We start from the raw sequence: 25,130 nt of genomic DNA on the forward strand, positions 1-25,130 counted from the left end.
ACGCTACCAGCGCCGGTGTTTCCGGCAGATGTCCTACCCCCGGGCGTCGCGTCCCCAGCGGGTCAGACCCCGACCGGCGCCGCGGTCCCGCTGACCCCGGCGGCCAACCGGGGCAACACGGCGCCCAGCGGGGCGTCGACGCAGACGGTGGCGTGGCCGTCACCGCGGGTCGGCCCCTGGTTGACGATCGCCACCGGAATGCCCCGTTTCGCAGCGCTGATCACGAAACGGCGCCCCGACATCACCGTCAACGACGACCCGAGCACCAGCAACGACCGGGCCTCCCCCACAGCCGCGAAACACCGCGCCACCCGCTGCGGCGGCACCGTCTCCCCGAAGAACACCACGTCCGGTTTCAGCATCCCCGTGCCGCAGATCGCACAATCCACCGTCCGGAACGCCGCCACCTGCTCGTCGGGGAGATCCACATCACCGTCCGGGTTCACCGCGGCGACCCGGGCCACGAAGCCCGGGTTCGCCTCGCGCAGCCGCCGGTCCACCTCCTCCCGGGAGGTCAGGTTGCCGCAGTCCAGGCAGACCACCTCGTCCAGGCGACCATGCAACTCGACCACCGACGTGCTGCCGGCCGCACCGTGCAGACCGTCGACGTTCTGGGTGATCACCGTGTCGACCAGACCGGCGCGTTGCAGCCCCGCCACCGCCCGGTGCCCGGCGTTGGGCGCCGCACCCGCGATCAACCGCCACCCCAGGTGGCTGCGCGCCCAGTAACGCCGCCGGGCGAGCGGATCCCGGGTGAACGCCTGGAAGGTCATCGGGGTGTGCCGCCGCGCCACCCCGCTGGGCCCCCGGTAATCCGGGATGCCCGACTCGGTGGACAGGCCCGCGCCGCTGAGCACCACCACCCCACCATCGGCCACCAGCGCGCGCAACGCCTCGAAGCTCTCCGTCACCCCTCCATGCTGCCTCAACCCACCCGCCGACGCCGAACCCCGGCCCGGTGCTTCCCGTCGCCGCCACCCCGTCGGGCGGCGGTCACGTCTCTACCGCCACGACGTCGGCGACGACGCAGGCGATGTTGTCCGGCGCCCCCTCGGCCCGAGCCTGATCGATCAACCCCCGCACCGCGTCCTCGGGATCGGTCGCCGCACGCAGCGTCGCGCACAGATCAGCGCGGCCGACGACCGCGGACAACCCGTCAGAGCACAACAGGTACCGGTCCCCGGGCAGGGCGGTACGAAGCGCGAGGTCCGCCTCGACCTGCGCACCGGCGCCGAGGGCGCGAACCAGCATCGCGCGCTGCGGATGCGCGGCGGCCTGCGCGCGGTCGAGCCTGCCCTGATCCACCTGGGCCTGCACCCAGGTGTGATCCTGCGTCAGCAACGACAGCTCACCGTCGCGCAGCAGATAGGCCCGGGTGTCACCGACGTGCACAAGCGCCAACTGGGAACCGCTGCGCAGCAGCGCGGTCACCGTGGTGCCCGGCTGGTGATCATCGGTCGCCAACCCGCGCACGGTGCGGTCGGCGTCGGCAACCGCACCGGCGAGCATCGTCAACAGCTCGACGGCCGGCACACTCACCAGTTCCAACGGCTTCAGGGCGTCGATGGCGGCGCCGCTGGCGGCAGCACCGCCCGGTCCCCGCATGCCGTCGGCGACGGCGAGCAACCGCTCGCTGGCGTACGCGGCGTCCTCGTTGCTGTCGCGCCCCATCCCGGTGTCACACCGGGCGGCGTAACGGACAGCGACGGCAGAATTCGGTTGAGACATGGTGGCGCCCCCTTCGGACAGGTGGTCCACGAGGAGCGTGGCGAGCCGCGCCCGAGCCGCCGTGTCGGCGGTGACCTGCCGCCAGTACGCGGTGATCGCCTCGGCCGCCGCCGCGGGCTGCAAACCACACACGACACGGATCGTCGCCAGCGGCATGCCGATACGACGCAGCTCGGCGACCAGCCGGGCCAACGGCAACTGGGTCGGATCGTAGAACCGGTATCCGGACTCCGGATCGACAGCGGCCGGCAGTAGCAGCCCACCCTGGTCGTACAGGCGCAGCGCCTTCGGCGTCAGCCTCGCCGCCCGGGCGAACGCCCCGATGGTCATGAGCCCCACGTCGACATCCTCCTCGTGCCGGTCACGGCGACCGGCACACACCAGGCTGGGGGTTGCCCGAAGGTCAAGGTCAAACCCTCACCGGCCACCGCCGGGGAAAGCACCCGCCACGGCCAACCCGACGCCGGCCGTCCCGGTGTCACCGCTGCTCCCGGCACCGCCGGTAGGTTGAACACATGCGCGTCGTCATCGCCGGAGGCCACGGCAAGATCGCCCTACTGCTGCAACGCCACCTCACCGGACGCGGCGACACCGCCGTCGGCCTGATCCGCAACCCCACGCAGGCCGCGACCCTGCGCGCCGCCGGTGCCACCCCCGTCGTCTGCGACCTCGAACACACCCCGGTCACCGACCTGACCACGCACCTCGACGGCGTCGACGCCGTGATCTTCGCCGCGGGCGCCGGCCCCGGCAGCGGCGCCGCCCGCAAGGACACCGTCGACCGGTCCGCCGCCGCGCTGCTCGCCGACGCCGCCACCCACGCCGGTGTCCACCGCTACCTGCTCGTCTCCTCGATGGGCGTGGACGACCCACCCGCCCCCGGCACCGACGACGTGTGGGCGGCGTACCTGCGCGCCAAACGCGCCGCCGAGGACGACCTGCGCAGCCGCGACCTGGCCTGGACGGTGCTACGACCCGGCCGGCTCACCGACGACCAGCCCACCGGACACGTCACCCTCACCCGACACGCCCGTCGCGGCGCGATCAGCCGCACCGACGTCGCCCACGTCCTCACCGCGCTGCTCGACGAACCACGCACCACCGGCGCGACCCTGGAACTCATCAGCGGACCCACCCCGATAGCCGCCGCCGTCCACGCCGCCATCTGACCGACCCGTCGCGCCACCCACCCGAGAAGAGCGATGGCCACCCCGTCCGCATCGGCGCCGTCACGGATCAGCCCGACGAGTGGCTCAACGCGGTCGCGAACGGCCCGACCCCCGCCCGACGAGAGAACCAGCTGACATCAGGCGGGGGCCAATCCGGGGCAGGCTCCAGCAACTCCTCAGCTGAACGCACGGCCGGGTGGGGTCCACCGTCAACGGAAACCCCACCCGCGCGAATCACCGCTGATGGTGGCGCGGCAACGCCGGCTGACCCACCACACCGCCGTCGAACGGCGCCCCCGGCGTCTCCGCCGCGATCCGATCCATCGTCCGGGCCAACTGCTCACTGCCATCATCGAGATGCCGCGCCGCCGCCTGCATGTGCGACACCATCATCTCCCCGAAGATCCGCAACGCCTCCCGGGTGGCCACCGTGTCGTCGAAGCTCGACCCCGCCGCGCTGCGATACTCCGCCACGGCCCGCTCCGCCTCCTGCTTCGCCTCCACCTCCGCCGCGTGCAGGTAACTCTCGTACTGCACCCGGGCGTACTCGGCGACCCGCCGCGCGTAGTCGTGCGCCTGCGCGATGATCTGCTCCGCCTCCCGCTGCGCCGCGGACAGCAGATTCACCTCCCGCGCCGCCGGGGCCTTCCCCGCCGCCCCCGTGCTCGGGATCACCCCGTGCCGGTGCAGCTCCACCCGGTCGGTCAGCCGCTCGTTCTCCGCCCGCAACGTCGCGAGCTGCGTCGCCAGCGCGTCCAACTCGTCGGCGATCTGCATCCGGAACCGGTCCACGTCGGCGTTGTCGTAGCCACGCCGCGTGAACGACGCCGCCCCGAACTGCCACCGCCGAACCCGATCGGCGGTCATCCGCACCTGCACCGTGCCGGAAACCTGCATCCCGTCGTACCGGCTGATCGGGGTCGCGCTCACCTGTGCCCACCTCCCGAAACGTCACCGACAGGCGACTGCTGCACCGCCGTACGCCACGCCGGGCCGTACCACTGCTCACCCAGGCCCTCGTGGTGCACCTGACCCGCGTGGAAACCCGCCTGGACCAACGCCCGCACCGCGTACGACACCATCTCGTCCGACCCGCACACGAACACGTGCCGGGAACGCCAGTCACCGTCGGCCAACGCCCGATCCACCGCGTGCAGGAACTCCCCGGGCCGTTTCACATCGGCACCCACCACGTAGGTCACCGTCAACCACGGATACGACGACGCCAACTTGTCGATCGCGTCGCTGTCGTAGAGCTCACTGCGGGAACGGGCCCCCACGTACAGGTCCACCCGCCGGCGGGAACCCTCCGCCGCCACCTGCTCCACCAGCGCCTTCACCGGCGCCCAGCCGGTGCCCGCGACCAGCAGCAACAGGTCACTGGAGCCCGCCGACCACAACCCCAGTCGATCCCCGACCGGCGCCGCCAGGTGGATCCGATCCCCCACCGCCGACCCGTAGACCAGCCGCGACGACACCGCGCCACCCGGCGCGGCCCGCACATGCAACTCCAGGGTGCCGTCCGCGCGCGGCGCGTTCGCCGGCGAGTAGTACCGCCACGAACGCACCGACGGATGCGACACCCCGATCGACTGACCCGGGGTGAACGGCAGCAGATACTGCGGGCGCACCGTCAGCACCGCCACGTCGAACGCCCGCCGCTCGTGCGCCACGATCTCCGCCACCCACCACGGCGGGTTCACCGCCTCGGCGGCCTGTGCGGCCTCCACCATCACCTGGGCCACCAACCCGTACGCGGCCGCCCAGTCCGCAGCCAACTCGTCGGTCCACTGTTCGGCGAGGAAATGCTGCAACGTCGCCAACAGCGCCTCACCGACGGCCGGGTAGTGCTCCGCGCGTACCGCGAACTTGCGGTGGTCCGCACCGAGATCCTGCAGGAAACCCACCAGCCGGTCCACCTGGTCCACGTTGGACACGATGTGCCCCAACGCGGTCACGAGACGGTCCCGCTGCCCGGCCATGTTCGTCGGGAACATCTGCCGCGTCTCAGGATGAGCGAGGAACAACGTCGAGTAGAAATAGAGCGGCACCTGATCGCCGTGCTCGGCGACCACCGACCAGCTCTGCTTGAGTTGGGCTGCGTCCACGCTCAGGCGCCCGACCGGTCTCCGGAGGCCACCACCTGGTCCTGCACCTGCCCCAGCACCGTCTGCACGTCGGCCAGGATGTCCGCCGGCACACCCAACTCGGTCAGCGTCGCCAGGAGGTGCTCGCCCACCTTCGCGTAGTGCTCCACCGGGATGTTCAACGGCTGGTGCGCCTCGGCCAACCCACGGCCGGCGTACTCGTTCGGACCACCCAGCACCGTGGTCAACATCAACGTCAGGTGCCGCCGCTGACCCACCATCTCCACCTCAGCGAAATAGTCCGCCAAAGCCGGGTCGGCCAACACCTTGTCGTAGAACAGCTCAACAGCCGCCTTGACCGAGGTCGCACCGCCAATACGGTCGTAGTGCGACTTCGGGGCAGCCTCTTCGATAACCGTCACGGTCGTTTCCTCCGGGGGGAAGGGTCGATAACCGTGACGGACCATAGCGTGTCACTCGGCTCGGGTCATTGCCCCCCTATCGCGTTCCCGACAGTTGCGCGGAACGCAGCGTCACCACTACCGATGGGTATCTCCACAATCGGCAACGAGAACGACACCCAGGGTGCCCACAGTGGAGAGAACTCACCCACCGACCATCACCCGCCGTCACCGACGGTCGCGAAAAAACCAACCGAAAAAACCGGACGCCGTGCTCAGCCGGCGCGCCGCCGTGCCCGCCGCGCAGCCAACTCGTCACCCACCGGATCCGACCCCGACGCCACCGCAGGCTCCACCGGAGCGCTCGTCGCCGGCTCCGCCGGCAGATGCGACAACGACCCCTGGATCTCCTTGAACGCCCCACCGATGGCAATCCCGAAGACCCCCTGGCCACCCTGCAACAGGTCGACCACCTCCTCCGGGGACCGACACTCATACACCGTCGTCCCATCGGAGATCAGCGTGATCCCGGCCAGATCCTCCACACCACGCGACCGCAGCGCCTCGATCGCCTTACGGATGTTCTGCAGGGACACCCCCGCATCCAACAACCGCTTCACGACCTTCAACACCACCAGATCCCGGAACGAATACAACCGCTGCGTCCCCGAACCAGAGGCATCCCGCACACTCGGCACCACCAGCGCCGTGCGCGCCCAGTAATCCAACTGCCGGTAACTGATGCCCACCGCGTGGCAGGCCGTCACACCCCGGTAGCCGACCGAACCGTCACCCTCAATCGCCACACCTGGCGACGAGGCACCCGGCTCGTCGAACTCTCCACCCGGATCGGGATCCCGCGGCTCGTGCATCCGGACAACCTCCCCCGTCAGTGTGGCGACGCGTCGTTTCCGGGACGCGCACCCCTCGACACGGCAACCCTATAGCCACCTTCAGGGGTTACCACGGAGGAACCGACACGACACGCCGCGCAGCCACCGAGAAAGATCACCAACCGAACCGGGGCAACACCCACAGCCACCCCCGGGAGCAGAGCCCAAGGCCCACCTCAGCCCGCGAAATCCTCCGGACGCACCTGCTCCAGGAACTCCCGGAACTTCTCCACCTCGTCCTCCTGCTCATCAGGAATGACGATCCCCGCCTCGCTGAGGACCTGCTCAGCACAACGAATCGGCGCACCGACACGCAACGCCAACGCGATCGAATCGCTCGGCCGCGCCGACACCCGCACCCCATCACCGATCAACAGATCCGCGTAGAACACGTTCTCCTTGAGCTCGGTGATCTCCACCGCCTGCAAGGGCGCCTTCAACGCCGCCAACACATCCCGCAGAAGATCATGCGTCAACGGTCGGGCCGGCTTGACCCCCTGCTGCTCATAAGCGATAGCCGTGGCCTCGACCGCGCCGATCCAGATCGGCAGATAGCGGTCGCCCTCGACCTCCCTGAGCAGGACGATCGGCTGGTTGCTAGGCAACTCCACCCGAACTCCGACCACGCTCAGCTCGCGCACCGCCGCCTCCGTGTCGTTGTCACCTACGCCGCACCGCGCCCTTCCCTGCACGGTACACGGACCGCGACACGGTCGTCCCGTGCGCTACCGCACCACGCCCGCGCCAGAAAGGGGTTACCCCGGCAAGCCTACGGCACGCTTCCCGGAAGAGATCTTTACGCTCAGCCACCACCCGCCGGGCACCCTCACCGACCCAACGTCGAGCGCAAACCCACCCGCACCAACGCCGCGTGCAACTGCTCCGACAACGCCACCAAGTCACGCGCCGTCTCCGCCGCCCGAGCCCGCGCCGCCGGATCACTCTGCCGCGCCAACGGCGCCACCAGTTGGGCGAACAAACCAACCTCGCGATCCGCCGCCGTCCGATAACCCCGCAGATGTCGCGGCTCCAACCCGTACGACGCCAACCCCGCCACCGCCGAAGCGATGATCAACGCATCCGCGTCATACCACCCCGGCGGATCCGACACCAGCACACCGAGCCGCTCCAACTCCACAAGCGTCGACTCGTCGATCCCACTGCGCGCCACCAGATCCGCCCGGCCGAGCCGCACCTGCGACGACTCGGCCGGCTCCACCGACTCACGACCCGGCACCGCACCATCAGGACCAACCGCCACCAACGCCGGCCGCGACCGCCCCGGCTGCTCACCAGACGAATCCCACTGGGCCAACTGCTCACGGATCACCCGCAACGGCAGGTACTTGTCCCGCTGCGCGGTCAACACGAACCGCAACCGCGCCACATCGTCCCAGCTGTACTTCCGGTAACCCGCCGCCGTCCGCTGCGGCTCGACCAAACCCTCGGCCTCAAGAAACCGCAGCTTCGAAATCGTGGTATCCGGGAAATCCACCCGCAACTGCCCAAGCACCTCACCGATGCTCATCAGCGGCTCAGACCGAGCCGCCCCGGGTGACGTGGAGGCCGCAGGCTCGTTCACCCCCGGCCGGCCTCCTCCTCCGGGCGCGGACCGGCGATGAACACCACCCGGAACTTACCGATCTGAACCTCGTCACCATTGCTCAACGTGGCCGCCTCGACCCGCTCACGATTCACGTACGTGCCATTCAGGCTACCCACGTCCCGCACCGTGAACGTCCCACCGTCACGGTGGAACTCCGCATGCCGACGCGACACCGTCACGTCATCGAGGAAGATGTCACTGTCCGGATGCCGGCCACTGGTCGTCACATCGTGGTCCAACAGGAACCGGGCACCCGCATTCGGGCCTCGACGAACCACCAGCAGCGCCATACCCGGCGGCAACGAGCCGGACATCCGGCTCGGCACCACATCGGTGTCCGGCCCTTCCAGCACTTCGTCGAGCGAACCGAGATTGAGCGTCGAAGTGACGTCGAGCGGGGGGAACTCGTCGTCTGGCCGCGTCATGGGACCACCTCACGGATCTGTTCGGTCGGCGTCAGGGTAATGGCGGGTCTGGCCGCCGGGCACTTGAACACCCGGCGGCTGGCTCCCCGTGCCCGGGAAGGCAATTCCGCAACGCTCAACTATTTGGGTTCTCGGTCGACTGGGCGAGCCTAGCCAGCGCCGAAATGCAGGGCAACCGGACGCGCGGACACAGCCCACGCACCGGATCACGCACACTCAGCCTTCGGTGATCTTCTGATAAGCGGCCGCCGTCAGCAACCCATCCGTCGCCGTCGGATCGTTCGGCGTGATCTCCACCAACCAACCCGCACCGTACGGATCAGTGTTGATCAGCTCCGGTGTGTCACCCAACGCCTCGTTGGGCGCCACCACCGTACCGGCCACCGGCGCGTAGATCTCCGACACACTCTTCGTCGACTCGATCTCACCCAACGAATCACCGGCCGCGACCACCGCACCCGCCTCGGGCAACTGCACGTACACGATGTCACCCAGCGCGTCCTGCGCGAAGTGCGTGATACCGACCCGGATCGAACCCGTGCCGTCACCCGCCACCCACTCATGCTCGGCGGTGTATCGCAGATCCTCAGGAATCACCAGACGCGTCCTTCATCCATCGGTGCCCCGGACCACCCGGGCCCGGCGCGGCCGCGCCGGTCAGGAGACCGGACGGGCGTGTTCCAACTTGATCGGCGCGTGCAGCGCCGAAACCTCGGCAACCTCACGCTCCCCAAACGTCACGTTACCGCCGACACCTCGGACCGACGCCACCACCCCACCAGGAATGTTCAACGCCGTACGCATCGTCGCCGGATCACCGATCACCGTGATCGTGTACGGCCCCGTCAACCGACGCCCCTCCACCATCAACGACCCGTTGTCCCCATCGAGGAAGTACGTCGATGCGATGATCCGCACCGTCGCCCGGTCACCACCGGCGATCTGCATCGCCTCCGCGCCCGCGCCCCGCAACTCCTGCACCGCGTCCAACACCCGGGTCGCGGTGATCGGCTTGACACCAGCCTCGAACTGCACCGTCAACCCCGGCCCGACCGCCGGCAACGTACCCGCCAGAATGCCCAACTCGTTCGCCCGCCGCGTCGCCTCGTCCAACGCCGCCTGACGACCCTGCTCACCCGAGCGCAACTGCCGCTGACTGTCCTCCAGGGCACGAATATCCTGCTGAAGACGACTCTCCCGCGCATCGAGATCCGACAGGATCCGCACCAGGTCCTCCTGACGCGTCGCCCCCAACGTCGGATCCGTCGACGTCGTCTTCAACTGCACGACCAACGTGAAACCCAGCAGCACCAACAACGCCACGATCATCACACCGGCCGTACTCCACCGGAACCGACCCGCCGCCACCGGTCGCGCCACCACCGACTCCCCGACCGGCTCGGCCAACCCGTCAGAAACCGCCACCGGCTCCCCGGGCCGCGACACCGCGCTCAGGTCCACCGTCGCACCGTCGTCGACCCGCTCCACCGCCGGCTCGTCGTCCGGCCGCTGCTGCGGCTGCGCCGGCTCCGGCGGGGCCAACGGACTCAGCTCGTCCGGATCCGGTGCGTCCGGACGCGGATCCGGCTCACCCGCCGGCCCACCCGGGCGCGTCGGCCCACCCGGCTGCGGCCACCCGGTCCCCGTGTCGCTCTGCTCGTCACTCATCGCTGCCAAACCTACGCCCGGAACAGGTGCCGACGGATCGCCGCCACGTTGCCGAAGATGCGAACACCCAACACGACAACCACACCCGTGGACAGCTGCCCACCCACCCCGAGCTGGTCACCCAGATACACGATCAGACCAGCAACCAGCACGTTCGAGATGAACGACACCACGAACTGCTTGTCGTCGAAGATGCGGTCCAACCGGGCCCGCACCCCACCGAACACCGCGTCCAACGCGGCCACCACCGCGATCGGCAGGTACGGCTGCAACGCCGCCGGCACCGTGGGATCAAGCCACACACCCAGCACCACACCGGCAAGCAACGCCAGCACCGCGATCATCGGCCACCTCCGGAGGGGCTAACGGTCGTCGTCGGACCGGACGACCCAGGACTGCCGGACCGGACACCCGACGCGGAAGGGCTCGGACTGACCGACGGCTTCGCGTAGCGTAGCTGCGGCTCCGGAGCCGCCGGCAGGGTGAGGTCATCGGCCTCCCGCACACCGAACGACAACCCGGTCTTCTGCGCGACCTCCCGCATCACGTCCGCGTTGCGGCTGTCCTCGAACCTGCGCCGCATCGAACCCGGCCCGACCGCCGACACCTCGTACGGCCCCATCACCGGCCGGAAATCCACAAGGATCGCGTCACCCGCCGTACGGATCGTCGACGTCGACGTCAACCGCTGGCCGTTGATGGCGATCGCCTCCGCACCGGCACTCCACAACGCGTTCGCGACACCCTGCAGATCGCTGTACAACACCCGCGACGGCCCCGCGCCAGCACCCGTCACCGCGTCCGCCTTGGCCGGCCCGTCCGCCAACCGCACCACCACACCGTCGCCGCGCACCCGACCCAGCCCGGTGCTCGCCTCCAGGTCCCGCAGCCGTGCCGCGGCCGACCCGCTCAACGCCGCGTCGCGCTGCCGACTGACCTCCTCGCGCAGCTGGTCCGCGCGCGTGGACAACCGGTCGGTGGTGCCCTCCCGCTCCTTGATCTGCGCCACCAGACCGGAACGGGCCTGGGCACGCCCCGGCTCGTCCGCCATCGTCTGCCGGTACGCGACAGCGAACAGGAAACCGAGCAACACCACCACGACCAGACTGACCGCCCGAGCCGGCCAGGCCCGCCACCCCCGCACCGACTCGGTGGACGCCGAGCGCCGACGGGCAGCCGCCGCATCCGCATACCCCGGATCGAGGGGGTTGCGAAACAGCTCGGTGAGGAAGTCCGGCGCGTACACCCGGTCCTGGCGGGGTTTGCCCGGCTGCGGCGCGCTCATGTCGCCGCTCCCCGCCCCCGCGCCGCGCGCACCAGCCGCGCGGCCTGCACCACGTACATCCCGCCGGCCACCCAGTAGAGCACCAGGCCCCACCACGCCAACGCCCAGCCGATCGCGGCCGTCGCCGTGGCCGCCGCGCTCCACTCACTGGCCAACAGCAGCACCGGGAACGCCGCCAGCAGCAGGAACGTGGCCGTCTTACCCACGTAGTGCACCGGCGGCGGCCCATACCCGTAGCGGCGCAGCACCGCCAGCGAGCCGAGCAGCAGCAGCTCGCGGGCCAGCAGCGCCGCGGTGAACTGCCACGGCACCACCTCCCGCGCGGTGAAGGCGACAAGGGTGGCGAGGATGTAGAGCCGGTCGGCGAACGGGTCGAGCAACTCCCCGAGTCGACTCACCTGGTGCAGGCGGCGGGCGATCCAGCCGTCGACCCAGTCGGTGGTGCCGCCGATGGCCAGCACGACGATGGCCGCCACGTCGGCTCGCTCGACCAGGAACAGGTAGAGGAAGAGGGGTACGCCCAGCAGCCGCACGAAGCTGATCAGGTTGGGCAGGGTGAGCACCTGGTTGCCGGGAGCCTGGTCACCGGTGTCCCGCGGTTGCTCTGCCCGAGCCGGACGCGACACCGATCCTCCTCCACGACTCGGACCCTCGGCCGACGTCGGGCGCGGCGGAGGGTCGTACGCGCTGTCGGGCCGGCCAGCGCCGGCTCCCCTGCGGCCCCGGGTGGGGCCTTTTCCCTGAGCCGGCCCGCGATCTCGAAGATCACGGGCCGGGTAAGTGCGCTGTCACTATATCGGCCCTGCCTCCGCCTGCCGGCCGCCGCCGCCGCCCGTTCGGTGCGGCGGTGCCGCATTGTGGCGTGGATCACCACGCCTAAAGCGTCCTAGGATACTAGTGGAAGCCTCGGCGGGGTGGCGGCACTCAGGCCGTCTGTACCGCCGGATCGGTCTGCTGCTCGGGCACCGCCTGGGTCGCCGCCCGGCCGAACGCGACAAGCGCCAGCAGCAGATCGTGCTGCGTCCTGGCCGGCATCCGATCCAGCACCGACTGCACCGCTCGTCGCCGCCGCTCGGCCAGGTCCGCCAGCAGCGTCAGCGCCGCGGGGGTGGGCACCAACCGCACCTCGCGCCGGTCGCGGGGATCGGCCACCCGGCGCAACAGCCCGGTCGCCTCCAGTCGGTCGCAGAGGCGGCTCGCCGACGACGGCACCACGTCCAGCAACTCCGCCAACCCGTTGACGTTGGTTTCCGCCCGGCTGGCGATCAGCGTCAACACCCGCAACTGGGTGGGTGGCACCTGATGCCGCGACGTGGACGAGTCGAGCACGGCGATCAGCGTCCCGGCAGCCGCGGCGATCGCCGCGGCGAGATCCGCAGATCGCTCCACCCGATGTCCCCTGCCGTCGTCGCGCTGGTGCCCGCCAGAGGGAGCGGCGGCGACCCTCACCCGCCGTCCCGCTCACGCGGACCGTGCCAGTCCAGACACACCACGACGGCGTCGTCGCGTAGGTCGGAGTCCACGTGGTAGGCGTGCAGTTCGCGCATCACCGTACCAACCGCCTCGGGCGCCGGCTGCAACCGCGTGGCGCGCAGCGAACGCGCCATCATCCGGTCCCCGTACGGCTCCCGGCCCGGCGGCTCGGCGGCCCACACCCCGTCGCTGACCACGAAGAGGCGGTCACCCGGCTCAAGCTGCAACTCCTGCACCTCGTAGCGGGTCTCCGCGAACATCCCCAGCGGCAACTGCTGATCCAGCTTGATCGGCTCCACCGTGGCCCCCCGCATCCGCAGCAGGTGTGGGGAACCCGCGTCGACCGCCCGGACCTGGCCGGTGCGAGTGTCGACATCGAGCAGCAGAGTGGCCACGTACCGGCGGCCCCGGTGCTGATAGAAAACCGTGTCCGAGGCAAGCTCGGCCTGCTCCACGAGGCCACCATCGGAGCGGCGGGCGTTGCGCATCGCGTTCACCGTGACGGCGGTCAGCATCGACGCGGCCAGCCCACTGCCCTCGCCGTTGAGCACCGTCACGGTGAGACGGTCGCCGTCCAGAGACCAGTCGAAGTGGTCCCCACCCACTGTGTACGCCGGCTCCAGCTGCCCGGCCAACTGGAACGCGTGATGCGCCACGCTGCGACCGGGCAGCAGATCCCACTGCATCTCGGCGGCCATCGTGAGTCGCTCACGGCGGCGGGCCCGCCGGTACCGGTCGGTCCCCCGGTCCGCCGCCCGCATCGCCACCGCGAGAGCACCGGCGATGTCGGTCGCGTGGCCGGTGACTGTCGGATTCGGTACGGCCGGCAGCTCGATCAACAGCACACCCAGCCGCTCCCCCCACAGTGTCAACGGCAGGTAGAGCCGGCAGGGACCCTCGCCGGCGGCGTCGCGTACCGGTTGCTGGCTGCTGAAGCACCGCTGCGCCATGGTGTGGCAGGACAGGAACCCGGCTGCCGGCAGGTCCGGATCCAGCACCGGCCAGAGCCCGCTGATCCGATAGTCGGCGACGAAGACGTCGGTGCGCACCGCGCCCAGCGTCGACCGGATCGCCTGGTCCGCCGCCTCCGCCAACTGGTCGGGCGGGGCCTCGCGCAGCGCGCGCGACACCACGTCCGGCGGGTCCACCATGGTCGTCCTCTCCAGAAGCTTGCTGTAGGGCAAGCATCATACGGACACCCCGGGACGGCGACTCTCCGCGGTCAGTCGTCACCACGGGTCGCGAGCACGCCGTGGAACGCGTCGGGCACCTGCGCGGGCGAACCCACCGGCCGCCAGTGCGCGACCGGCACGATCCCGTCCTCCGTCGGCGCCCAGCGGCCCAGCAGCGGCGCGAACGCCGCCGGTGCACGCATCCGGAACTGCGGCCCCATCATCGCCAGCGCCTGCGGGTGACCTGCCAGCTCCTCGGTGTCGAAGTCCACAACGAGCAGGCTGCCCGGCGCCGCGCCGGCGTACAACTCGTCGAGCGTGTGGGTCAGCGTAGCGTCGTCGAGGAACGCCGCGAGCCCGAGAAAGACCACCCCGACCGGCCGGCGGCCCCAGCCCGGCACGAAACGGTGCAGCTGCGCCGGGTCGATCGTGCCGATGTCGGTCGCGTCACCGAAGCCGTAGCCGGCCCGGTCGCTGCCGGCGAGGATGCTCTGCCCCAGCCGGATGGTCACCGGGTCGACGTCGGTGTAGAGCACCGTCGCGTCGGTGGCGACCTCGTGCACGTTACCCATCGTGGGCACCCCGGCGCCGAACACCAGGAACCCGTCCACGCCGTGGGCGACCATGGCCCGCACCGTCCGACCCAGGAACGCGCGCAACTCCCGGAACACCGGCGCGCACGGCCCGTACGCCTGCTCGAACGCGCTCGCGGCGGCCACGTCGACCGGGAAATGGTGCTCCCCACCGAGCCAAAAGTCGATCATGCGGCCGGTGCTCGGCTGGTCCGGTTCACCCATCGACAATCCTCCCTCCGGACCGGTCGTCGCCAGCGTACCGACCCCGACGCGCTCAGCGGTATCGCGGCGCGGAGACGTTCCCGCCCGCGATACTGGCCCGAGCGGGAGGTGGGCGGTGAACTCGGCGAACAGCGCGGCGGTGGTGGTCGGCGTGGACGGCTCGCAGCCGGCCCTGCGCGCCGTACGCCTCGCCGCCACCGAGGCAGCGCGCCGGCACCGGCCCCTGCGAGTCGTGCACGGGTTCATCTGGCCGCTGCTGCACGTGCCGGTCTCCCCCGCCCCGGACGCGCCGCCCGGCGGTGGGCTGCGCCACCAGGCCGAGGAACTGGTCCAGGCCGCGGTGGCCGAGGCCGAGGCGACCGTACCGGGACTGTCGATCTCCGGTGAGATCATCGACGGTGAGGCCGCCGCGGTGCTGGTGGGCGAGTCGCCCACCGCCGCGCTCATCGTGCTCGGCGACCGCGGGCTGGGTGGTTTCTCGGCGCTGGTGGTCGGCTCGGTGGCGGTGCAGGTCTGCGCGTACGCCGACTGCCCGGTGCTGGTGGCCCGCGGCGCGCAACGACCCGACGAGCCGGTGTTGGTCGCGGTCGACGGCTCGCCGGCCGCCCGGTTGGCGGCCGACTTCGCGGCGGAGACCGCCGTGTCGCGCGGCGTGCCGCTGCTGGCGGTGCACGCCTACCGGCACCCCGGCAGCAGCGGCCCCGGCGACATGCAACCCCTTGTGTACGACGAGGCGAAGCTGCACGGCGAGCAGGAGCGGATGATCGCCGAGTGGTTGACCGGCCTGACCGAGCACCACCGGGAGCTGCGGCTGACCTGCCGGGCGGTACGCGGCCGGACCGGCGCCGTGCTGGCCGAGGCGTCCGGCTCCGCGCAACTGGCGGTGGTGGGCGGTCAGGGGCGCGGGGAGGTGACCGGGTTGCTGCTGGGGTCGGTGAGCCAGTCGATGCTGCACCACGCGCGGTGCCCGGTCGCCGTGGTCCACGCCCCCCGCTAGGACCGAGGTTCACCGGCCGCCAGACGGGTAGACGTCCGCGGTACGCCACCGGCGACGAGGGCGACAGCAGATGCCCACCGACGAAGGAGGCACCAGATGCCAGGACCACGGCCGGGCAGTAACGCCTACGACAAGCAGCGGGCGCGGTTGCGCAACGCGATCGACGACTCCGGACGTCGGGTACCCGACGGCAAGGCCAACCAGGTCGCCAACCGGATCCTCCAGGAGGATCGTGGCCAGCGGGGCGTGGTACGCGGCGACCGCACGTACGGCCCCAAGGGCGAGCGCGAACCGGGCGACCCGAAGTGAGGAGGGTCGACGTGGCCGACGGCGCCATCGCGGGCGCCGTCGGCAGCACAGCCCTGAACGTGGTCAGCTACCTCGACATGGCCCTGCGGGGACGGCCGGAGAGCAACGTCCCACAGGAGACCGTCGACCGGCTGGCCGGGATCGCGCACGTGGACCTGGGCTCCGGGGGCCGGGCGGCGAACCGCCGCTCGGGCCTGGGACCCCTGATCGGCTACGGGCTGGGCATCGCCGCTGGCGTCGCGTTCGCGCTCTACGCCGGCGGTCGGCGCCAACCACTGCCGATGGCCACCGGCCTGCTCGGCGCGGGCGTGATGACCATGACCGACGGGTCGGTCACCGCGCTCGGGATCAGTGATCCGCGCACCTGGCGGCGCTCCGACTGGATCTCCGACATCATCCCGCACCTCGCGTACGGGCTGACGGCCGCCGCCACCTGGAACAGGTTGCGGCGGCCGTCAGGTCGCGGTCGCTAGGGGCCGTTACCGGGTGTCGCTGTCGTCCTCGGCCACCGGTTCACCGGCCGGGCCGTACGGCGACACCTGCCCCTTGGGCACCGGGCGACCCACGTCGCCCCGGGACGAGCCGCGATTGAGCGGATGCCCGGTCGGCTTGGGCCCCTTGCTGTCCTGACTGGTGGCTCCCTTGGCGTTACGCCGGAGCTCCTCCTGCTGCGGGTTGACCATGGGTGTCTCCCTCCGGGTACGGCGGGCGGCATCGACCGCCTCCACCGTCGGCATACCCGCCCGCTCCGGTGGCATTCCGACCCCGGTCGGCGGCTAGCGGGACGCGGATCGGGTACCCGGTCGATGTGGGCAACGATCGAACGGTGGTGCGGGTCCTGCTGGACCGGCGGGGCCGCACCTACGCGGAGGAAGCCGGCATCCGGCTCTCCGACCGCCCCGGGCCGCTGTACCAGCTGCTGGTGCTGACCACCCTGCTGAGCACCCGGATCCGGGCGTGCGTGGCGGTGGACGCCGCCCGGGAGCTGTTCGCCGCGGGCTACCGCACACCACAGGCGATGGAGGCGGCCAGTTGGCAGGAACGCGTCGACGCGCTGGGCCGGGGTCACTACCGCCGCTACGACGAGCGCACGGCCACCATGCTCGGCACCGGCGCCCGACTCTGCCTGGACCGTTGGCACGGTGACCTGCGCCGACTACACCGCGAGGCCCAGGGTGACCCGGCCGGGCTGCGCCGACGGCTCACCGAGTTTCCCGGCATCGGCCCCACCGGCGCGGACATCTACCTCCGCGAGGCTCAGACGGTCTGGTCCGACCTGCGCCCGTACGCCGACCGTCGGGCGCTGGCCGGGGCGAAGCGGCTGGGTCTGCCGGGCTCCCCGGACGGGCTGGCCGGCCTGGTCGACGAACCGGACTTCGGCCGGCTCGCCTCGGCGCTGGTGCGGGTGGCGCTCGGCGAGGAGTCCGCCGGCGAGGTCACCCGGGTCGCCGCCCGCTGAGACGCGCTCACTTCACCGTCTTGTCCCCCGGCCTGGTCAGGTGCCACACCAGCAACGCGGCGAGCAACGCCAGGACCACCACCCCACCGGAGATCCCACGGCCCTCCTCGGGGCTGCGGCCGGCGCTGCCGAAGTAGATCACCGCGAGGCCGGCCAGCACCGTGACGAACGTACGCAAACCTCGGTCCTTCACGAATCGCACCGTAGGCGGGTCGCGTCCGCCGCGGGGCTGATCGGCGCTGTTGTCCCCCGTCCGGGCGACCCGGTCAGCGGTCGGCGTTGAACCCGCGCAGCCGCACCCGACGCACCGCCCGGTCGGCGACCTCCACCACCTCCAGGGTCAGCCCGGGTAGCCGTACCGTCTCTCCCGGCTGGCCGGGCAGGTGCCGCAGCCGGGCCAGCACCAGACCGGCCACCGTGGTGTAGTCCCGGGACAACGGGAAGCTCAGCCGCACCCCCAGGTCGGGCAGGTCGTGCAGCGGGAAGTCACCGGGCACCAGCAGGGCGCCGTCCTCCTCCCGGATCACCCCGTGCACGTCCCGGTCGGTTTCGTCGTACAACTCGCCGACCACCTCGGCCAGCAGATCCTCCATGGTGACCAGGCCGTCGATGCCGCCGTGCTCGTCGACCGCCAGGGCCAGTTGCTGATGCTCCTGACGGAGCTGACGCAGCGCGTCGGCGACCGGCAGGGTCACCGGCAGCAGCACCGGCGAGCGCACCCGCTCCCCCACCGACCCCGTCCCGGCCTGCACCAGGTCGCGGATGTGCACCACCCCGAGCAGCTCGTCCAGGCCACCGGGACCGGTGACCGGGGCGCGGGACCGCCCGGCGGCGGCGAGCCGGCGGACCCCCTCGTCGGCGGTCAGGCTGGCCGGCAGTGTCATCACCTCCCGCCGGGCCACCAGGATCTCCCGCAACGTCCGGCCGGCGATGTCGAACGCGCCGGTCAGGATCTCCCGCTGCTGGGCCGACAGGCCGCGCTGGCTGGCCAGCATCTCCCGCAACTCCTCCTCGGTCATCTCCGCGCGGTTGGCCCGCGGGTCACCGCCGGCCAGCCGTACCACCGCGTCGGTGGCCCGACTGAGCAGCCACACCGCCGGCCGGGACACCCGGGCGAGCAGGTCCAGCGGGCCGGCGCTCAGCAACGCCCAGCGCTCCGCCCGCTGCATCGCCAACCGTTTCGGCGCCAACTCGCCGAGCACCAGCGTGACGAACGTCAGCAGCACTGTCACCAGCAACACCGCGGCGGGACGGGCCACGCCACCGAGGAAACCCAACGGACCGATCAGCGGCTCGGCCAGCGACACCGCGGCAGCCGCCGAGGCGAGGAAACCGGCCAGGGTGATGCCGAGCTGGATGGTGGCCAGGTAGCGGTTGGGGTCACGGGACAGCTGCACCAGCCGGTCCCCGGCGCGCGACCGTCGCCCCAACCGCCGCAACTGCCCCTCGCGTAGCGTCACCAACGCCATCTCACTGCCCGAGAGTGCGGCGTTGACAAGCACCAGCACGGCCACCAGCGCCACCTGCACGAGCTGACCACCCATCGCGCACCCCCGTCCGCCGCCTCAGGTCACTCAACCGCAGCGCAGCCGCTCCCAGGTCCGGTTTGCTCCCGCGCCACCGCTCAGTCGACCTCCAGGTCGTCCAGCGAGATGGCGTGGGTCATCAGCCAGCGGGCCAGCGCCGACATGCCGAACAGCCAGAGCGGCACCGATTCGGTGGGGCCGTTGGTGGCGTAGATGGCGAACCGCAGATCGGGCGCGCGGTACGCCTCGATCCGCCACTGGTGCTGCCGGTCCCGCCAGACCGCCGAAGGGTCCATGGCGTCACCGTAGGTGACTGCCGCCGACCCGGGGGCCGGTTAGCCCGGCACCACCGCCGTCCCGAGCGGCCAACGGGCGGCGGCCACCAGCAGGGTGATCGCGACCCCGGCGAGGATCAGCCAGCCGAGGCCACGCCAGCCCGAGCCACGATCGCCGACCGCAGTCGATGGTGGCCGCCACACCTCCCGGTAGGTCCAGGCCAGCACACCCGTCCCGAACGGCAGGAGCCCGATCCAGAACCAGAACCATCGGGTGCCGGCCAGCGGAGGCGCGCCGCCGATCAGCCGGCCCAGCCACAGCACTGTCAACACGCCGGCGAGCACGGCGGCGGCCTCCGCGATCCGGTGCGCGGCGGCGCTCCCGGATTGCCACGGATCGGCGACGGCGGCGAGCCGCGCGTCCCGCCCCCCGTTCGCGGACAGGTCCGGCTCGGCGGAGGACAAGTCCGAGGCCGGCGGGTCGACGAACGCGTACCGGGTCTGGCCGCTGGGCACGGTCCAGGCGAGCAACCCGCCGTTCGTCGCATACTGCAAGCGCGGCCGGCTGCCCCAGTACGCGTCGTCGTCGGCCCAGCCGTACGCCCGTTGGAAGGTCACCACCCGGCCGGCCGCGAGATCCCGGTCGAGCTGGGCCTCCGTCGACTCGCGGGGCTCCACCCACCAGGCCAGGGATGCCCACAGCACCCAGAGCACCGGCAGCCCCCAGCGCAGCGCCAACGGGAGGACCTGGCGCCACCGGCCGCCAGCGGTCCGCCACGGAGACGAGGTCACCTCAACCATCGGCCCACCGTCGCATCCCGACGCGATCCTGTCAGCCCCGGATCGGCGCGACACCCGGTCGCCAGAAGCTCAGCCCCACGGGCAGCGGCTGGCCGGACGGGGTGTTCCGGGGCTCAGGTGACGACGATCCGAGCGTCGTCGGGCAGTCGTCGGGTCGCACCGCGACGGTCCAGCAGCTCCAGCAGGGGCACCGCCACCCGGCGGGTGGTGTCCAACGCCTGCCGGGCCGCGGAGAGCGTGAACGGCTGCGGCAGCCCGGCCAACACCCGAACTGCGTCGTCGAGCGCGTCGGGCAGCAGCACCACGTTGTCGGCCAACCGCAGCAGAGCGCCGGCCCGCACGGCCGCGCCGATCTCCCGGGGACCCAGACCGAGGTCGACGAGACGGTCGGCTTCGGGGGCGCGGAACGGCCGGTCGCCGTACTCGGCGCGGACGCGCTGCACGGCCCGGGCCACCGGTTCGGGCAGCGCGTCGGCGCCCGCCGCCCCGACCCGACCGGCGTGGATCCGCAGCGGCGGCCGGACCAGCGCCTCGACCAGCACCCGGTCGGGCAGGGCGAGGCGCTGTCGCAGTGCGTCCACCGGCATCCCGGGCTCCAACGGGTGCTCCCGCGCGTGCCGGGCGACCTCCTCGGTCAACTGCTCACCGAGCCGCCGCCAGTGTGCGGGGTCGGCCAGCCAGTCACCGGCCACCGGCTCGGCGTACACCGGCCCGCCTTGCGCCGGCCCGCCTCGCACCGGCCCGCCTGGCACCGGCCCGCCTGGCACCGGCCCGGCGTACACCGGCACGCCTTGCACCGGCTCGGCGTGCACCGGCACGCCCATCCGGATCAACTCGCCGGCCCGGATCAGCTGGCGACGCCGCAGCTCCCCCGCCAGGTCGGGTCGACCGTCCAACTCGGCGAGGACCTGGGCGCGGGCGGCGGCCGCACCCCGCCGGCCCAGCGGCGGCGGTGCCACGTCCAGCACCCGTACCCCGCCGGCCACGTGGTGCCGGCCCGGGTCCCGCAGCAGCGCCCGATCGCCCACCAGCAGCGGCAGCGGGCGGGACAGGCGCAGCCGGACGGTGTCCGGGCCGAGCGGTCGGACCCGGACCGGCACCGCCGCCGACCCGACGTGCAGGGTGAGAGTGGCCGGCAGGTCGGCGGCCGGGTCGCCGGTGAGCCGGACGTCGACGAGGTCGGTGGGCTGGAACCGGCCCGGGGTGAGCAGCGCGTCACCGCGGCCGAGCCGGTCGCGGGGCGTACCGCGCAGGTTGACCGCCACCCGGGCCACCGCGGCGGCCTCCGGTCGGGCCTCGCCGAGCGAGTGCAGGCCACGGACCCGGACCGGTTCGTCGGCGCCGGCCAACTCCAGCACGTCGCCCACCCGCAGCCGACCGGCGCCGAGGGTGCCGGTGACGACGGTGCCGCTGCCCCGCACTGTGAAGTTGCGGTCGACCCAGAGTCGGACCGGATCGTCCACCGTGGGCGCCGGCAGTCGGACGCTGAGCCGGTCCAGGGCGGCCCGCAGCTCCGGCAGACCAACGCCGGTGCGACCGCTGACCGCCACCGCCTCCACCGCGCCGAGGCTGGTCGCGCCGATCTCGGCACGGGCGCGGGCCGTCGCCGGTCCCGGATCGGCCAGATCCGCGCGGGTCACCACCAGCAGGCCGTACGCGACGCCGAGCGCGTCCAGCGCGGCCAGGTGCTCGGCGGACTGCGGCATCCACCCCTCGTCGGCGGCGACCACGATCAGCGCCGCCGGCACCGGGCCGACCCCGGCGAGCATGTTCGGCACGAACCGCTCGTGGCCGGGCACGTCGACGAAGGCGATGGTGCCGCCGGAGGGCAACGTCGTCCAGGCGAAGCCCAGGTCGATGGTCATCCCCCGGCGGCGTTCCTCGGCCCACCGGTCGGGTTCCATCCCGGTCAGCGCCCGGACCAGTGTCGACTTGCCGTGGTCGACGTGCCCGGCGGTGGCGACGACGAACACGCTCAGTCGTCCCCGGGTACGCGCAGCACCGCCGCGCGGACGGCCTCGTCGGCGTCGGCGGACACACAGCGCAGGTCGAGCAGGAGTCGGCCCCGCACCACCCGGCCGAGCACCGGCTGGTTTCCGGTGCGCAGCGGCGCGGCGTAGCGCTCGGGCAGGCTCAGCGCCCACGAGTCCAACTCGACGCCGGGGGCGCCGCCGCCGCCGACCACCGCGACGGCCGGCACCACCTCCGCCTTACGGCCGTCCACGCCGAGCCGGTCGCGCAGCCGTTCCACCCGCTCGCGCAGCGCGGCCGGATCGGCGTGCAGGGCGGTGCGGGTTGGGGTGTCCGGTTGGTGCAGGGTGGCGGCCAGCGCGGCCAGGGTGAGCTTGTCCACCCGCAACGCCCGAGCCAGCGGGTGACGGCGCAGCCGGTCGATCAGCTCGACGTCGCCGAGCAGCAGCCCCGCCTGCGGGCCGCCGAGCAGTTTGTCGCCACTGGCGGTGACCAGCGCGGCCCCGGCGCGCAGGGTGCTTGTCGCGTCCGGTTCGTCGGGCAGCAGCGGATCCGCGGCGAGCAGGCCGGAGCCGATGTCGGCGACCACTGGCACACCGAGGGTGGCCAGTTGGCGGACCGGGGTTGCCGAGGTGAAGCCGGTGACCTGGAAGTTCGACGGGTGCACCTTGAGTACGAAGCCGGTCTGCGGGCCGAGCGCGGAGGCGTAGTCCGCGAGGGTGGTGCGGTTGGTGGTGCCCACCTCCCGCAGTCGAGCGCCGGTGCTCTCCAGCAGGTCGGGCAGGCGGAAGCCGTCGCCGATCTCGACGAGTTCGCCGCGGCTGACCACGATCTCCCGGCCGGCGGCCAGGGCGGTGGCGGCCAGCACCAGCGCGGCGGCGCCGTTGTTGACCACGTGCACGGCGCCCGCGTCGGGCACGGCGGCGGCCAGGGCGTCGAGCGCGTCGCGGCCACGACGGGCCCGTCGGCCGGTGTTGAGGTCCAACTCGACGTCGGTGTGCCCGGCGGCGGCCACCACCGCGGCGACCGCGGCGGGCGACAGTGGCGCCCGGCCCAGGTTGGTGTGCAGCACGACACCGGTGGCGTTGAGCACCACCCGGGGGCCGGGCGCGGGCAACGCGGCGACCGCGGCGTCGCGTACCTCGTCGGGTGTGATCTCGCCACGGCGGGCCTGCTCCTGCGCGCGGACGACGACCGCCTTGACCTGGTCCCGGCCCAGTGTCGCGCTGGCCGCGGCCAGGAGCGGGTCGGCGAGGAGCGTGTCGGTGCGGGGCACGCGGCGTCGCGGGTCCACCGGCCCGTCGCCCATCGCGTCATCTCCTGCAGCGGTTTGGCGGAGACGGACGGGAATCGAACCCGCCTGGCCCGGGTCCCGGACCACTCCGGTTTTGAAGACCGGGAGGGGCACCAGCCGCCTGAACGCCTCCACCGGACATTCGATCACACTGCGGGCGGGGCCGCCCGATCAGATGGAAGATCCATGCCGGTTCGCCGGGCGTCGGCCCGCTCGCGCTGCGGCACCACCGTGTACCGAGGGTCGCGGGCGGAGGCGACGCCGCCGTAGAAGATGCCGAACCGGGTCAGCACCGAGGCAGCCAGCAGCGCGGCACCGGACAGCGTGCTGACCGACCGGCTGCGCCGGCCGAGCAACGCAGCGGCGACCCCGCCGGCGGTGAGCAGCCGACTGGCGCGTAGCAACCGACCGGGCCGACCCAACCGGTAGGGCTCACTGAGCAGACCGAGGCGGGTCTCCACCCGGTGCGTGCCGACCAACTCCAGGGCCGCGCCGGCCACCGCCATCCGGCGGGCCGGCCCCGCCTGCTCCGGCGGCACGGCGAGCAGACCCACGCCAGCGCCGCTGGCCAGGGCGCTGCCCGCGAAGATGACAGGCAACTCGGGGTACGCCTCATGCCACGATGGCACCGCCGTGTCGGCGAGCAACACCCCGGTGTACGTGGCCAGCGCGGGCGCGGTCCCGGCGGCGAACAGCCCGGCGACGTGCCCGAGCGACGGCAACGCCCGACCGGCCAGCCCGAGCGGACCGTGGCGGGGCAGCCGACCGGCGACCTCGGCGATGGCGGCGACGCCAGCGGCCGGCCCGTACGCGGTGAGGATCCAGGTGCCCATCGACATCGGTGAGGTCGGCTTGGCCACGCGCAACATGTGATGGAACCGTGCCGGCCGGCCGAGGTCCTTGACCAGGAACACCGCGCTGGCGCTGACGGCGGCCAGCGCGGTCACCCGACCGGCGCGACGCAGCGCCGGCCGCCCGGTGAGCTGCCCACCCGCGGCGAGCAGCGACGAGCCGGCGGCCAGCCCACCGGTGAACAGGTACGCCGCGATGTCCCACTTCCAGACCGGCGCCTTGAGGATGGGCCGACCGTAGTACGACGTGAACTCGGCCTCCGGCACGCGCAGCTCCTCGCCGCCGCCGCGACGCCCGCCCCGGCGACCAGCCCGCAGACCGGAGGGTTCGGCGGTCCGTGGCTGCGGCGAGGTCAGGTCCGCGCGGGAGCCGGCGCCCGCCGCCCCGCCCCGCACCCGCGGACCACCCCGTTGGCCGGGGCCGTCGGCGGCCGATTGGCCGGGGCCGTTGGTGGCGAGCCGGTCGCGGAAGCGACGGAACAGGTCACCCACCTCTGGGCGCTGGGGACTCACGAGGAACCTCCGACGAACGCGAACACGGTGGCGGCGGTCATGGCGAGGGCGGCGAGGCCGGCGCGTTTCCACATGGCGGGCAGGTCGCGGGTGGTCACGATCGGATCCGGTGGCAGCCCGTACACCTCGGGTTCATCGAGGAGCAGGAAGAACGCCCCGTCACCGCCCACGCCGTCGTGCGGGTCGTGCCCGTACAGGCGGGCCTCGGACACGCCCCGCTCGTGCAGCGTCTCGACCCGTTCCGCGGCCCGCTCCCGCAACTCGTCGAGCGGCCCGTACTGGATCGACTCGGTCGGACACGCCTGCGCACACGCCGGCGTCATCCCCGCACCCAACCGGTCGTAGCACAGCGTGCACTTCCACGCCCGACCGTCATCCTTACGCTGATCGATCACCCCGTACGGACACGCCGAAATGCAGTAACCACACC

General features: G+C 72.1%; 31 protein-coding genes and 1 tRNA gene. 5 read left to right on the forward strand and 27 right to left on the reverse strand.

Annotated elements, in window-relative coordinates; genetic code table 11:
- Positions 1 to 62: 62 nt before the first annotated feature.
- Positions 63 to 911 (reverse strand): NAD-dependent protein deacetylase, encoded by an 849-nt coding sequence (locus ABZU25_RS25055; protein WP_355031807.1) that lies wholly within the window; start codon positions 909 to 911, stop codon positions 63 to 65.
- A gap of 82 nt (positions 912 to 993) precedes the next feature.
- Positions 994 to 2,067 carry a MerR family transcriptional regulator gene (locus ABZU25_RS25060; protein ID WP_355031808.1) on the reverse strand — a complete coding sequence of 358 codons (1,074 nt, stop codon included), beginning with the start codon at positions 2,065 to 2,067 and terminating at the stop codon, positions 994 to 996.
- A gap of 176 nt (positions 2,068 to 2,243) precedes the next feature.
- Between ABZU25_RS25060 and ABZU25_RS25065 the strand changes: the two genes are divergently transcribed.
- On the forward strand, positions 2,244 to 2,897 hold the full coding sequence (locus tag ABZU25_RS25065) for an NAD(P)H-binding protein (protein WP_355031809.1): 654 nt from the start codon (positions 2,244 to 2,246) through the stop codon (positions 2,895 to 2,897).
- 234 nt (positions 2,898 to 3,131) lie between these two features.
- On the opposite strand, the gene ABZU25_RS25070 is transcribed toward ABZU25_RS25065, so the two are convergent.
- The 15 genes from ABZU25_RS25070 to ABZU25_RS25140 all read right to left on the reverse strand — a co-directional run bounded on the left by ABZU25_RS25070 (position 3,132) and on the right by ABZU25_RS25140 (position 14,704).
- Positions 3,132 to 3,827, reverse strand: coding sequence for a cell division protein DivIVA (locus ABZU25_RS25070; RefSeq protein WP_355031810.1), 696 nt, complete (start codon positions 3,825 to 3,827; stop codon positions 3,132 to 3,134).
- Entirely contained in the window at positions 3,824 to 5,005 is a 1,182-nt protein-coding gene (locus tag ABZU25_RS25075; protein ID WP_355031811.1) for a globin domain-containing protein, read from the reverse strand. The genes ABZU25_RS25070 and ABZU25_RS25075 overlap by 4 nt, the downstream gene beginning before the upstream one ends.
- 2 nt (positions 5,006 to 5,007) lie before the next feature.
- Entirely contained in the window at positions 5,008 to 5,406 is a 399-nt protein-coding gene (locus ABZU25_RS25080; protein ID WP_355031812.1) for a group 1 truncated hemoglobin, read from the reverse strand.
- Between the two features lie 254 nt (positions 5,407 to 5,660).
- The gene (locus ABZU25_RS25085; protein WP_355031813.1) at positions 5,661 to 6,257 is read right to left on the reverse strand and encodes a MerR family transcriptional regulator; all 597 of its coding nucleotides are present in this window, start codon (positions 6,255 to 6,257) and stop codon (positions 5,661 to 5,663) included.
- A gap of 197 nt (positions 6,258 to 6,454) precedes the next feature.
- Entirely contained in the window at positions 6,455 to 6,919 is a 465-nt protein-coding gene (locus ABZU25_RS25090) for a bifunctional nuclease family protein (RefSeq protein WP_030327706.1), read from the reverse strand.
- Positions 6,920 to 7,104: 185 nt separating this feature from the next.
- Positions 7,105 to 7,806 carry a MerR family transcriptional regulator gene (locus ABZU25_RS25095; protein WP_355031814.1) on the reverse strand — a complete coding sequence of 234 codons (702 nt, stop codon included), beginning with the start codon at positions 7,804 to 7,806 and terminating at the stop codon, positions 7,105 to 7,107.
- A gap of 50 nt (positions 7,807 to 7,856) precedes the next feature.
- Positions 7,857 to 8,309 (reverse strand): FHA domain-containing protein, encoded by a 453-nt coding sequence (locus tag ABZU25_RS25100; RefSeq protein WP_007071101.1) that lies wholly within the window; start codon positions 8,307 to 8,309, stop codon positions 7,857 to 7,859.
- A gap of 216 nt (positions 8,310 to 8,525) precedes the next feature.
- The gene (gene gcvH / locus ABZU25_RS25105) at positions 8,526 to 8,906 is read right to left on the reverse strand and encodes a glycine cleavage system protein GcvH (RefSeq protein WP_355031815.1); all 381 of its coding nucleotides are present in this window, start codon (positions 8,904 to 8,906) and stop codon (positions 8,526 to 8,528) included.
- A 60-nt stretch (positions 8,907 to 8,966) separates the two neighbouring features.
- Entirely contained in the window at positions 8,967 to 9,977 is a 1,011-nt protein-coding gene (locus ABZU25_RS25110; protein ID WP_355031816.1) for a DUF881 domain-containing protein, read from the reverse strand.
- Between the two features lie 11 nt (positions 9,978 to 9,988).
- Positions 9,989 to 10,321: a small basic family protein gene (locus ABZU25_RS25115; protein WP_030327710.1), complete on the reverse strand. Its 333-nt coding sequence runs from the start codon at positions 10,319 to 10,321 to the stop codon at positions 9,989 to 9,991.
- Positions 10,318 to 11,262, reverse strand: a complete 945-nt coding sequence (locus ABZU25_RS25120; protein WP_355031817.1) for a DUF881 domain-containing protein — start codon at positions 11,260 to 11,262, stop codon at positions 10,318 to 10,320. Before ABZU25_RS25120 ends, ABZU25_RS25115 begins: the two co-directional genes overlap by 4 nt.
- On the reverse strand, positions 11,259 to 11,888 hold the full coding sequence (locus ABZU25_RS25125; protein ID WP_355031818.1) for a CDP-alcohol phosphatidyltransferase family protein: 630 nt from the start codon (positions 11,886 to 11,888) through the stop codon (positions 11,259 to 11,261). The genes ABZU25_RS25120 and ABZU25_RS25125 overlap by 4 nt, the downstream gene beginning before the upstream one ends.
- A gap of 298 nt (positions 11,889 to 12,186) precedes the next feature.
- Positions 12,187 to 12,651: a MarR family transcriptional regulator gene (locus tag ABZU25_RS25130; protein WP_355031819.1), complete on the reverse strand. Its 465-nt coding sequence runs from the start codon at positions 12,649 to 12,651 to the stop codon at positions 12,187 to 12,189.
- A gap of 56 nt (positions 12,652 to 12,707) precedes the next feature.
- Positions 12,708 to 13,886 (reverse strand): PP2C family protein-serine/threonine phosphatase, encoded by a 1,179-nt coding sequence (locus ABZU25_RS25135; protein ID WP_355031820.1) that lies wholly within the window; start codon positions 13,884 to 13,886, stop codon positions 12,708 to 12,710.
- 71 nt (positions 13,887 to 13,957) lie between these two features.
- A complete protein-coding gene (locus tag ABZU25_RS25140) occupies positions 13,958 to 14,704 on the reverse strand; it encodes an SAM-dependent methyltransferase (protein ID WP_355031821.1) in 747 nt (248 codons plus the stop codon).
- A 115-nt stretch (positions 14,705 to 14,819) separates the two neighbouring features.
- Between ABZU25_RS25140 and ABZU25_RS25145 the strand changes: the two genes are divergently transcribed.
- From ABZU25_RS25145 to ABZU25_RS25155, 3 genes are all read left to right on the forward strand, one after another.
- Positions 14,820 to 15,701 carry a universal stress protein gene (locus ABZU25_RS25145; protein ID WP_355031822.1) on the forward strand — a complete coding sequence of 294 codons (882 nt, stop codon included), beginning with the start codon at positions 14,820 to 14,822 and terminating at the stop codon, positions 15,699 to 15,701.
- Positions 15,702 to 15,797: 96 nt separating this feature from the next.
- On the forward strand, positions 15,798 to 16,010 hold the full coding sequence (locus tag ABZU25_RS25150; protein WP_030492016.1) for a hypothetical protein: 213 nt from the start codon (positions 15,798 to 15,800) through the stop codon (positions 16,008 to 16,010).
- Positions 16,007 to 16,483: a hypothetical protein gene (locus tag ABZU25_RS25155; protein WP_355031823.1), complete on the forward strand. Its 477-nt coding sequence runs from the start codon at positions 16,007 to 16,009 to the stop codon at positions 16,481 to 16,483. Before ABZU25_RS25150 ends, ABZU25_RS25155 begins: the two co-directional genes overlap by 4 nt.
- Before the next feature lie 6 nt (positions 16,484 to 16,489).
- Here ABZU25_RS25155 and ABZU25_RS25160 read toward each other — a convergent pair whose 3' ends face one another.
- Positions 16,490 to 16,693: a hypothetical protein gene (locus tag ABZU25_RS25160; protein ID WP_355031824.1), complete on the reverse strand. Its 204-nt coding sequence runs from the start codon at positions 16,691 to 16,693 to the stop codon at positions 16,490 to 16,492.
- Between the two features lie 125 nt (positions 16,694 to 16,818).
- On the opposite strand from ABZU25_RS25160, the gene ABZU25_RS25165 reads away from it, so the two are divergent.
- Entirely contained in the window at positions 16,819 to 17,469 is a 651-nt protein-coding gene (locus ABZU25_RS25165) for a hypothetical protein (protein ID WP_355031825.1), read from the forward strand.
- 7 nt (positions 17,470 to 17,476) lie between these two features.
- On the opposite strand, the gene ABZU25_RS25170 is transcribed toward ABZU25_RS25165, so the two are convergent.
- From ABZU25_RS25170 to ABZU25_RS25210, 9 genes are all read right to left on the reverse strand, one after another.
- Positions 17,477 to 17,662: a hypothetical protein gene (locus ABZU25_RS25170; protein ID WP_036410487.1), complete on the reverse strand. Its 186-nt coding sequence runs from the start codon at positions 17,660 to 17,662 to the stop codon at positions 17,477 to 17,479.
- Between the two features lie 73 nt (positions 17,663 to 17,735).
- Positions 17,736 to 19,013 carry a hemolysin family protein gene (locus ABZU25_RS25175; protein WP_355031826.1) on the reverse strand — a complete coding sequence of 426 codons (1,278 nt, stop codon included), beginning with the start codon at positions 19,011 to 19,013 and terminating at the stop codon, positions 17,736 to 17,738.
- A gap of 80 nt (positions 19,014 to 19,093) precedes the next feature.
- Entirely contained in the window at positions 19,094 to 19,291 is a 198-nt protein-coding gene (locus tag ABZU25_RS25180) for a hypothetical protein (protein WP_266242638.1), read from the reverse strand.
- 39 nt (positions 19,292 to 19,330) lie between these two features.
- Complete coding sequence (locus ABZU25_RS25185; RefSeq protein WP_355031827.1) at positions 19,331 to 20,071, reverse strand: hypothetical protein; 741 nt, start codon at positions 20,069 to 20,071, stop codon at positions 19,331 to 19,333.
- A 113-nt stretch (positions 20,072 to 20,184) separates the two neighbouring features.
- A complete protein-coding gene (selB, locus tag ABZU25_RS25190; RefSeq protein WP_355031828.1) occupies positions 20,185 to 22,044 on the reverse strand; it encodes a selenocysteine-specific translation elongation factor in 1,860 nt (619 codons plus the stop codon).
- Positions 22,045 to 22,046: 2 nt separating this feature from the next.
- Positions 22,047 to 23,351 (reverse strand): L-seryl-tRNA(Sec) selenium transferase, encoded by a 1,305-nt coding sequence (gene selA / locus ABZU25_RS25195; RefSeq protein ID WP_355031829.1) that lies wholly within the window; start codon positions 23,349 to 23,351, stop codon positions 22,047 to 22,049.
- Between the two features lie 22 nt (positions 23,352 to 23,373).
- Positions 23,374 to 23,469: transfer RNA gene (locus tag ABZU25_RS25200), tRNA-Sec, on the reverse strand.
- A gap of 13 nt (positions 23,470 to 23,482) precedes the next feature.
- Positions 23,483 to 24,700, reverse strand: a complete 1,218-nt coding sequence (nrfD, locus tag ABZU25_RS25205; protein ID WP_355031830.1) for an NrfD/PsrC family molybdoenzyme membrane anchor subunit — start codon at positions 24,698 to 24,700, stop codon at positions 23,483 to 23,485.
- The coding region (locus tag ABZU25_RS25210) for a 4Fe-4S dicluster domain-containing protein (RefSeq protein ID WP_355031831.1) at positions 24,697 to 25,130 on the reverse strand (434 nt) is incomplete at its 5' end. The genes nrfD and ABZU25_RS25210, both read right to left, overlap by 4 nt.

The sequence above is a fragment of the Micromonospora sp. NPDC005215 genome (genome assembly GCF_040607915.1).
GTDB lineage: Bacteria > Actinomycetota > Actinomycetes > Mycobacteriales > Micromonosporaceae > Micromonospora.

Bases quoted from the DNA above. Each gene is read 5' to 3' on its own strand.
- ABZU25_RS25100 (WP_007071101.1), bottom strand. From the start codon at position 8,309: ATGACGCGGCCAGACGACGAGTTCCCCCCGCTCGACGTCACTTCGACG.
- ABZU25_RS25180 (WP_266242638.1), bottom strand. From the start codon at position 19,291: ATGGACCCTTCGGCGGTCTGGCGGGACCGGCAGCACCAGTGGCGGATC.
- ABZU25_RS25140 (WP_355031821.1), bottom strand. From the start codon at position 14,704: ATGGGTGAACCGGACCAGCCGAGCACCGGCCGCATGATCGACTTTTGG.
- ABZU25_RS25135 (WP_355031820.1), bottom strand. From the start codon at position 13,886: ATGGTGGACCCGCCGGACGTGGTGTCGCGCGCGCTGCGCGAGGCCCCG.
- ABZU25_RS25110 (WP_355031816.1), bottom strand. From the start codon at position 9,977: ATGAGTGACGAGCAGAGCGACACGGGGACCGGGTGGCCGCAGCCGGGT.
- ABZU25_RS25185 (WP_355031827.1), bottom strand. From the start codon at position 20,071: ATGGTTGAGGTGACCTCGTCTCCGTGGCGGACCGCTGGCGGCCGGTGG.
- ABZU25_RS25160 (WP_355031824.1), bottom strand. From the start codon at position 16,693: ATGGTCAACCCGCAGCAGGAGGAGCTCCGGCGTAACGCCAAGGGAGCC.
- ABZU25_RS25120 (WP_355031817.1), bottom strand. From the start codon at position 11,262: ATGAGCGCGCCGCAGCCGGGCAAACCCCGCCAGGACCGGGTGTACGCG.
- ABZU25_RS25095 (WP_355031814.1), bottom strand. From the start codon at position 7,806: ATGAGCATCGGTGAGGTGCTTGGGCAGTTGCGGGTGGATTTCCCGGAT.
- ABZU25_RS25115 (WP_030327710.1), bottom strand. From the start codon at position 10,321: ATGATCGCGGTGCTGGCGTTGCTTGCCGGTGTGGTGCTGGGTGTGTGG.
- selA (WP_355031829.1), bottom strand. From the start codon at position 23,351: ATGGGCGACGGGCCGGTGGACCCGCGACGCCGCGTGCCCCGCACCGAC.
- ABZU25_RS25065 (WP_355031809.1), top strand. From the start codon at position 2,244: ATGCGCGTCGTCATCGCCGGAGGCCACGGCAAGATCGCCCTACTGCTG.
- ABZU25_RS25085 (WP_355031813.1), bottom strand. From the start codon at position 6,257: ATGCACGAGCCGCGGGATCCCGATCCGGGTGGAGAGTTCGACGAGCCG.
- ABZU25_RS25150 (WP_030492016.1), top strand. From the start codon at position 15,798: ATGCCAGGACCACGGCCGGGCAGTAACGCCTACGACAAGCAGCGGGCG.
- ABZU25_RS25175 (WP_355031826.1), bottom strand. From the start codon at position 19,013: ATGGGTGGTCAGCTCGTGCAGGTGGCGCTGGTGGCCGTGCTGGTGCTT.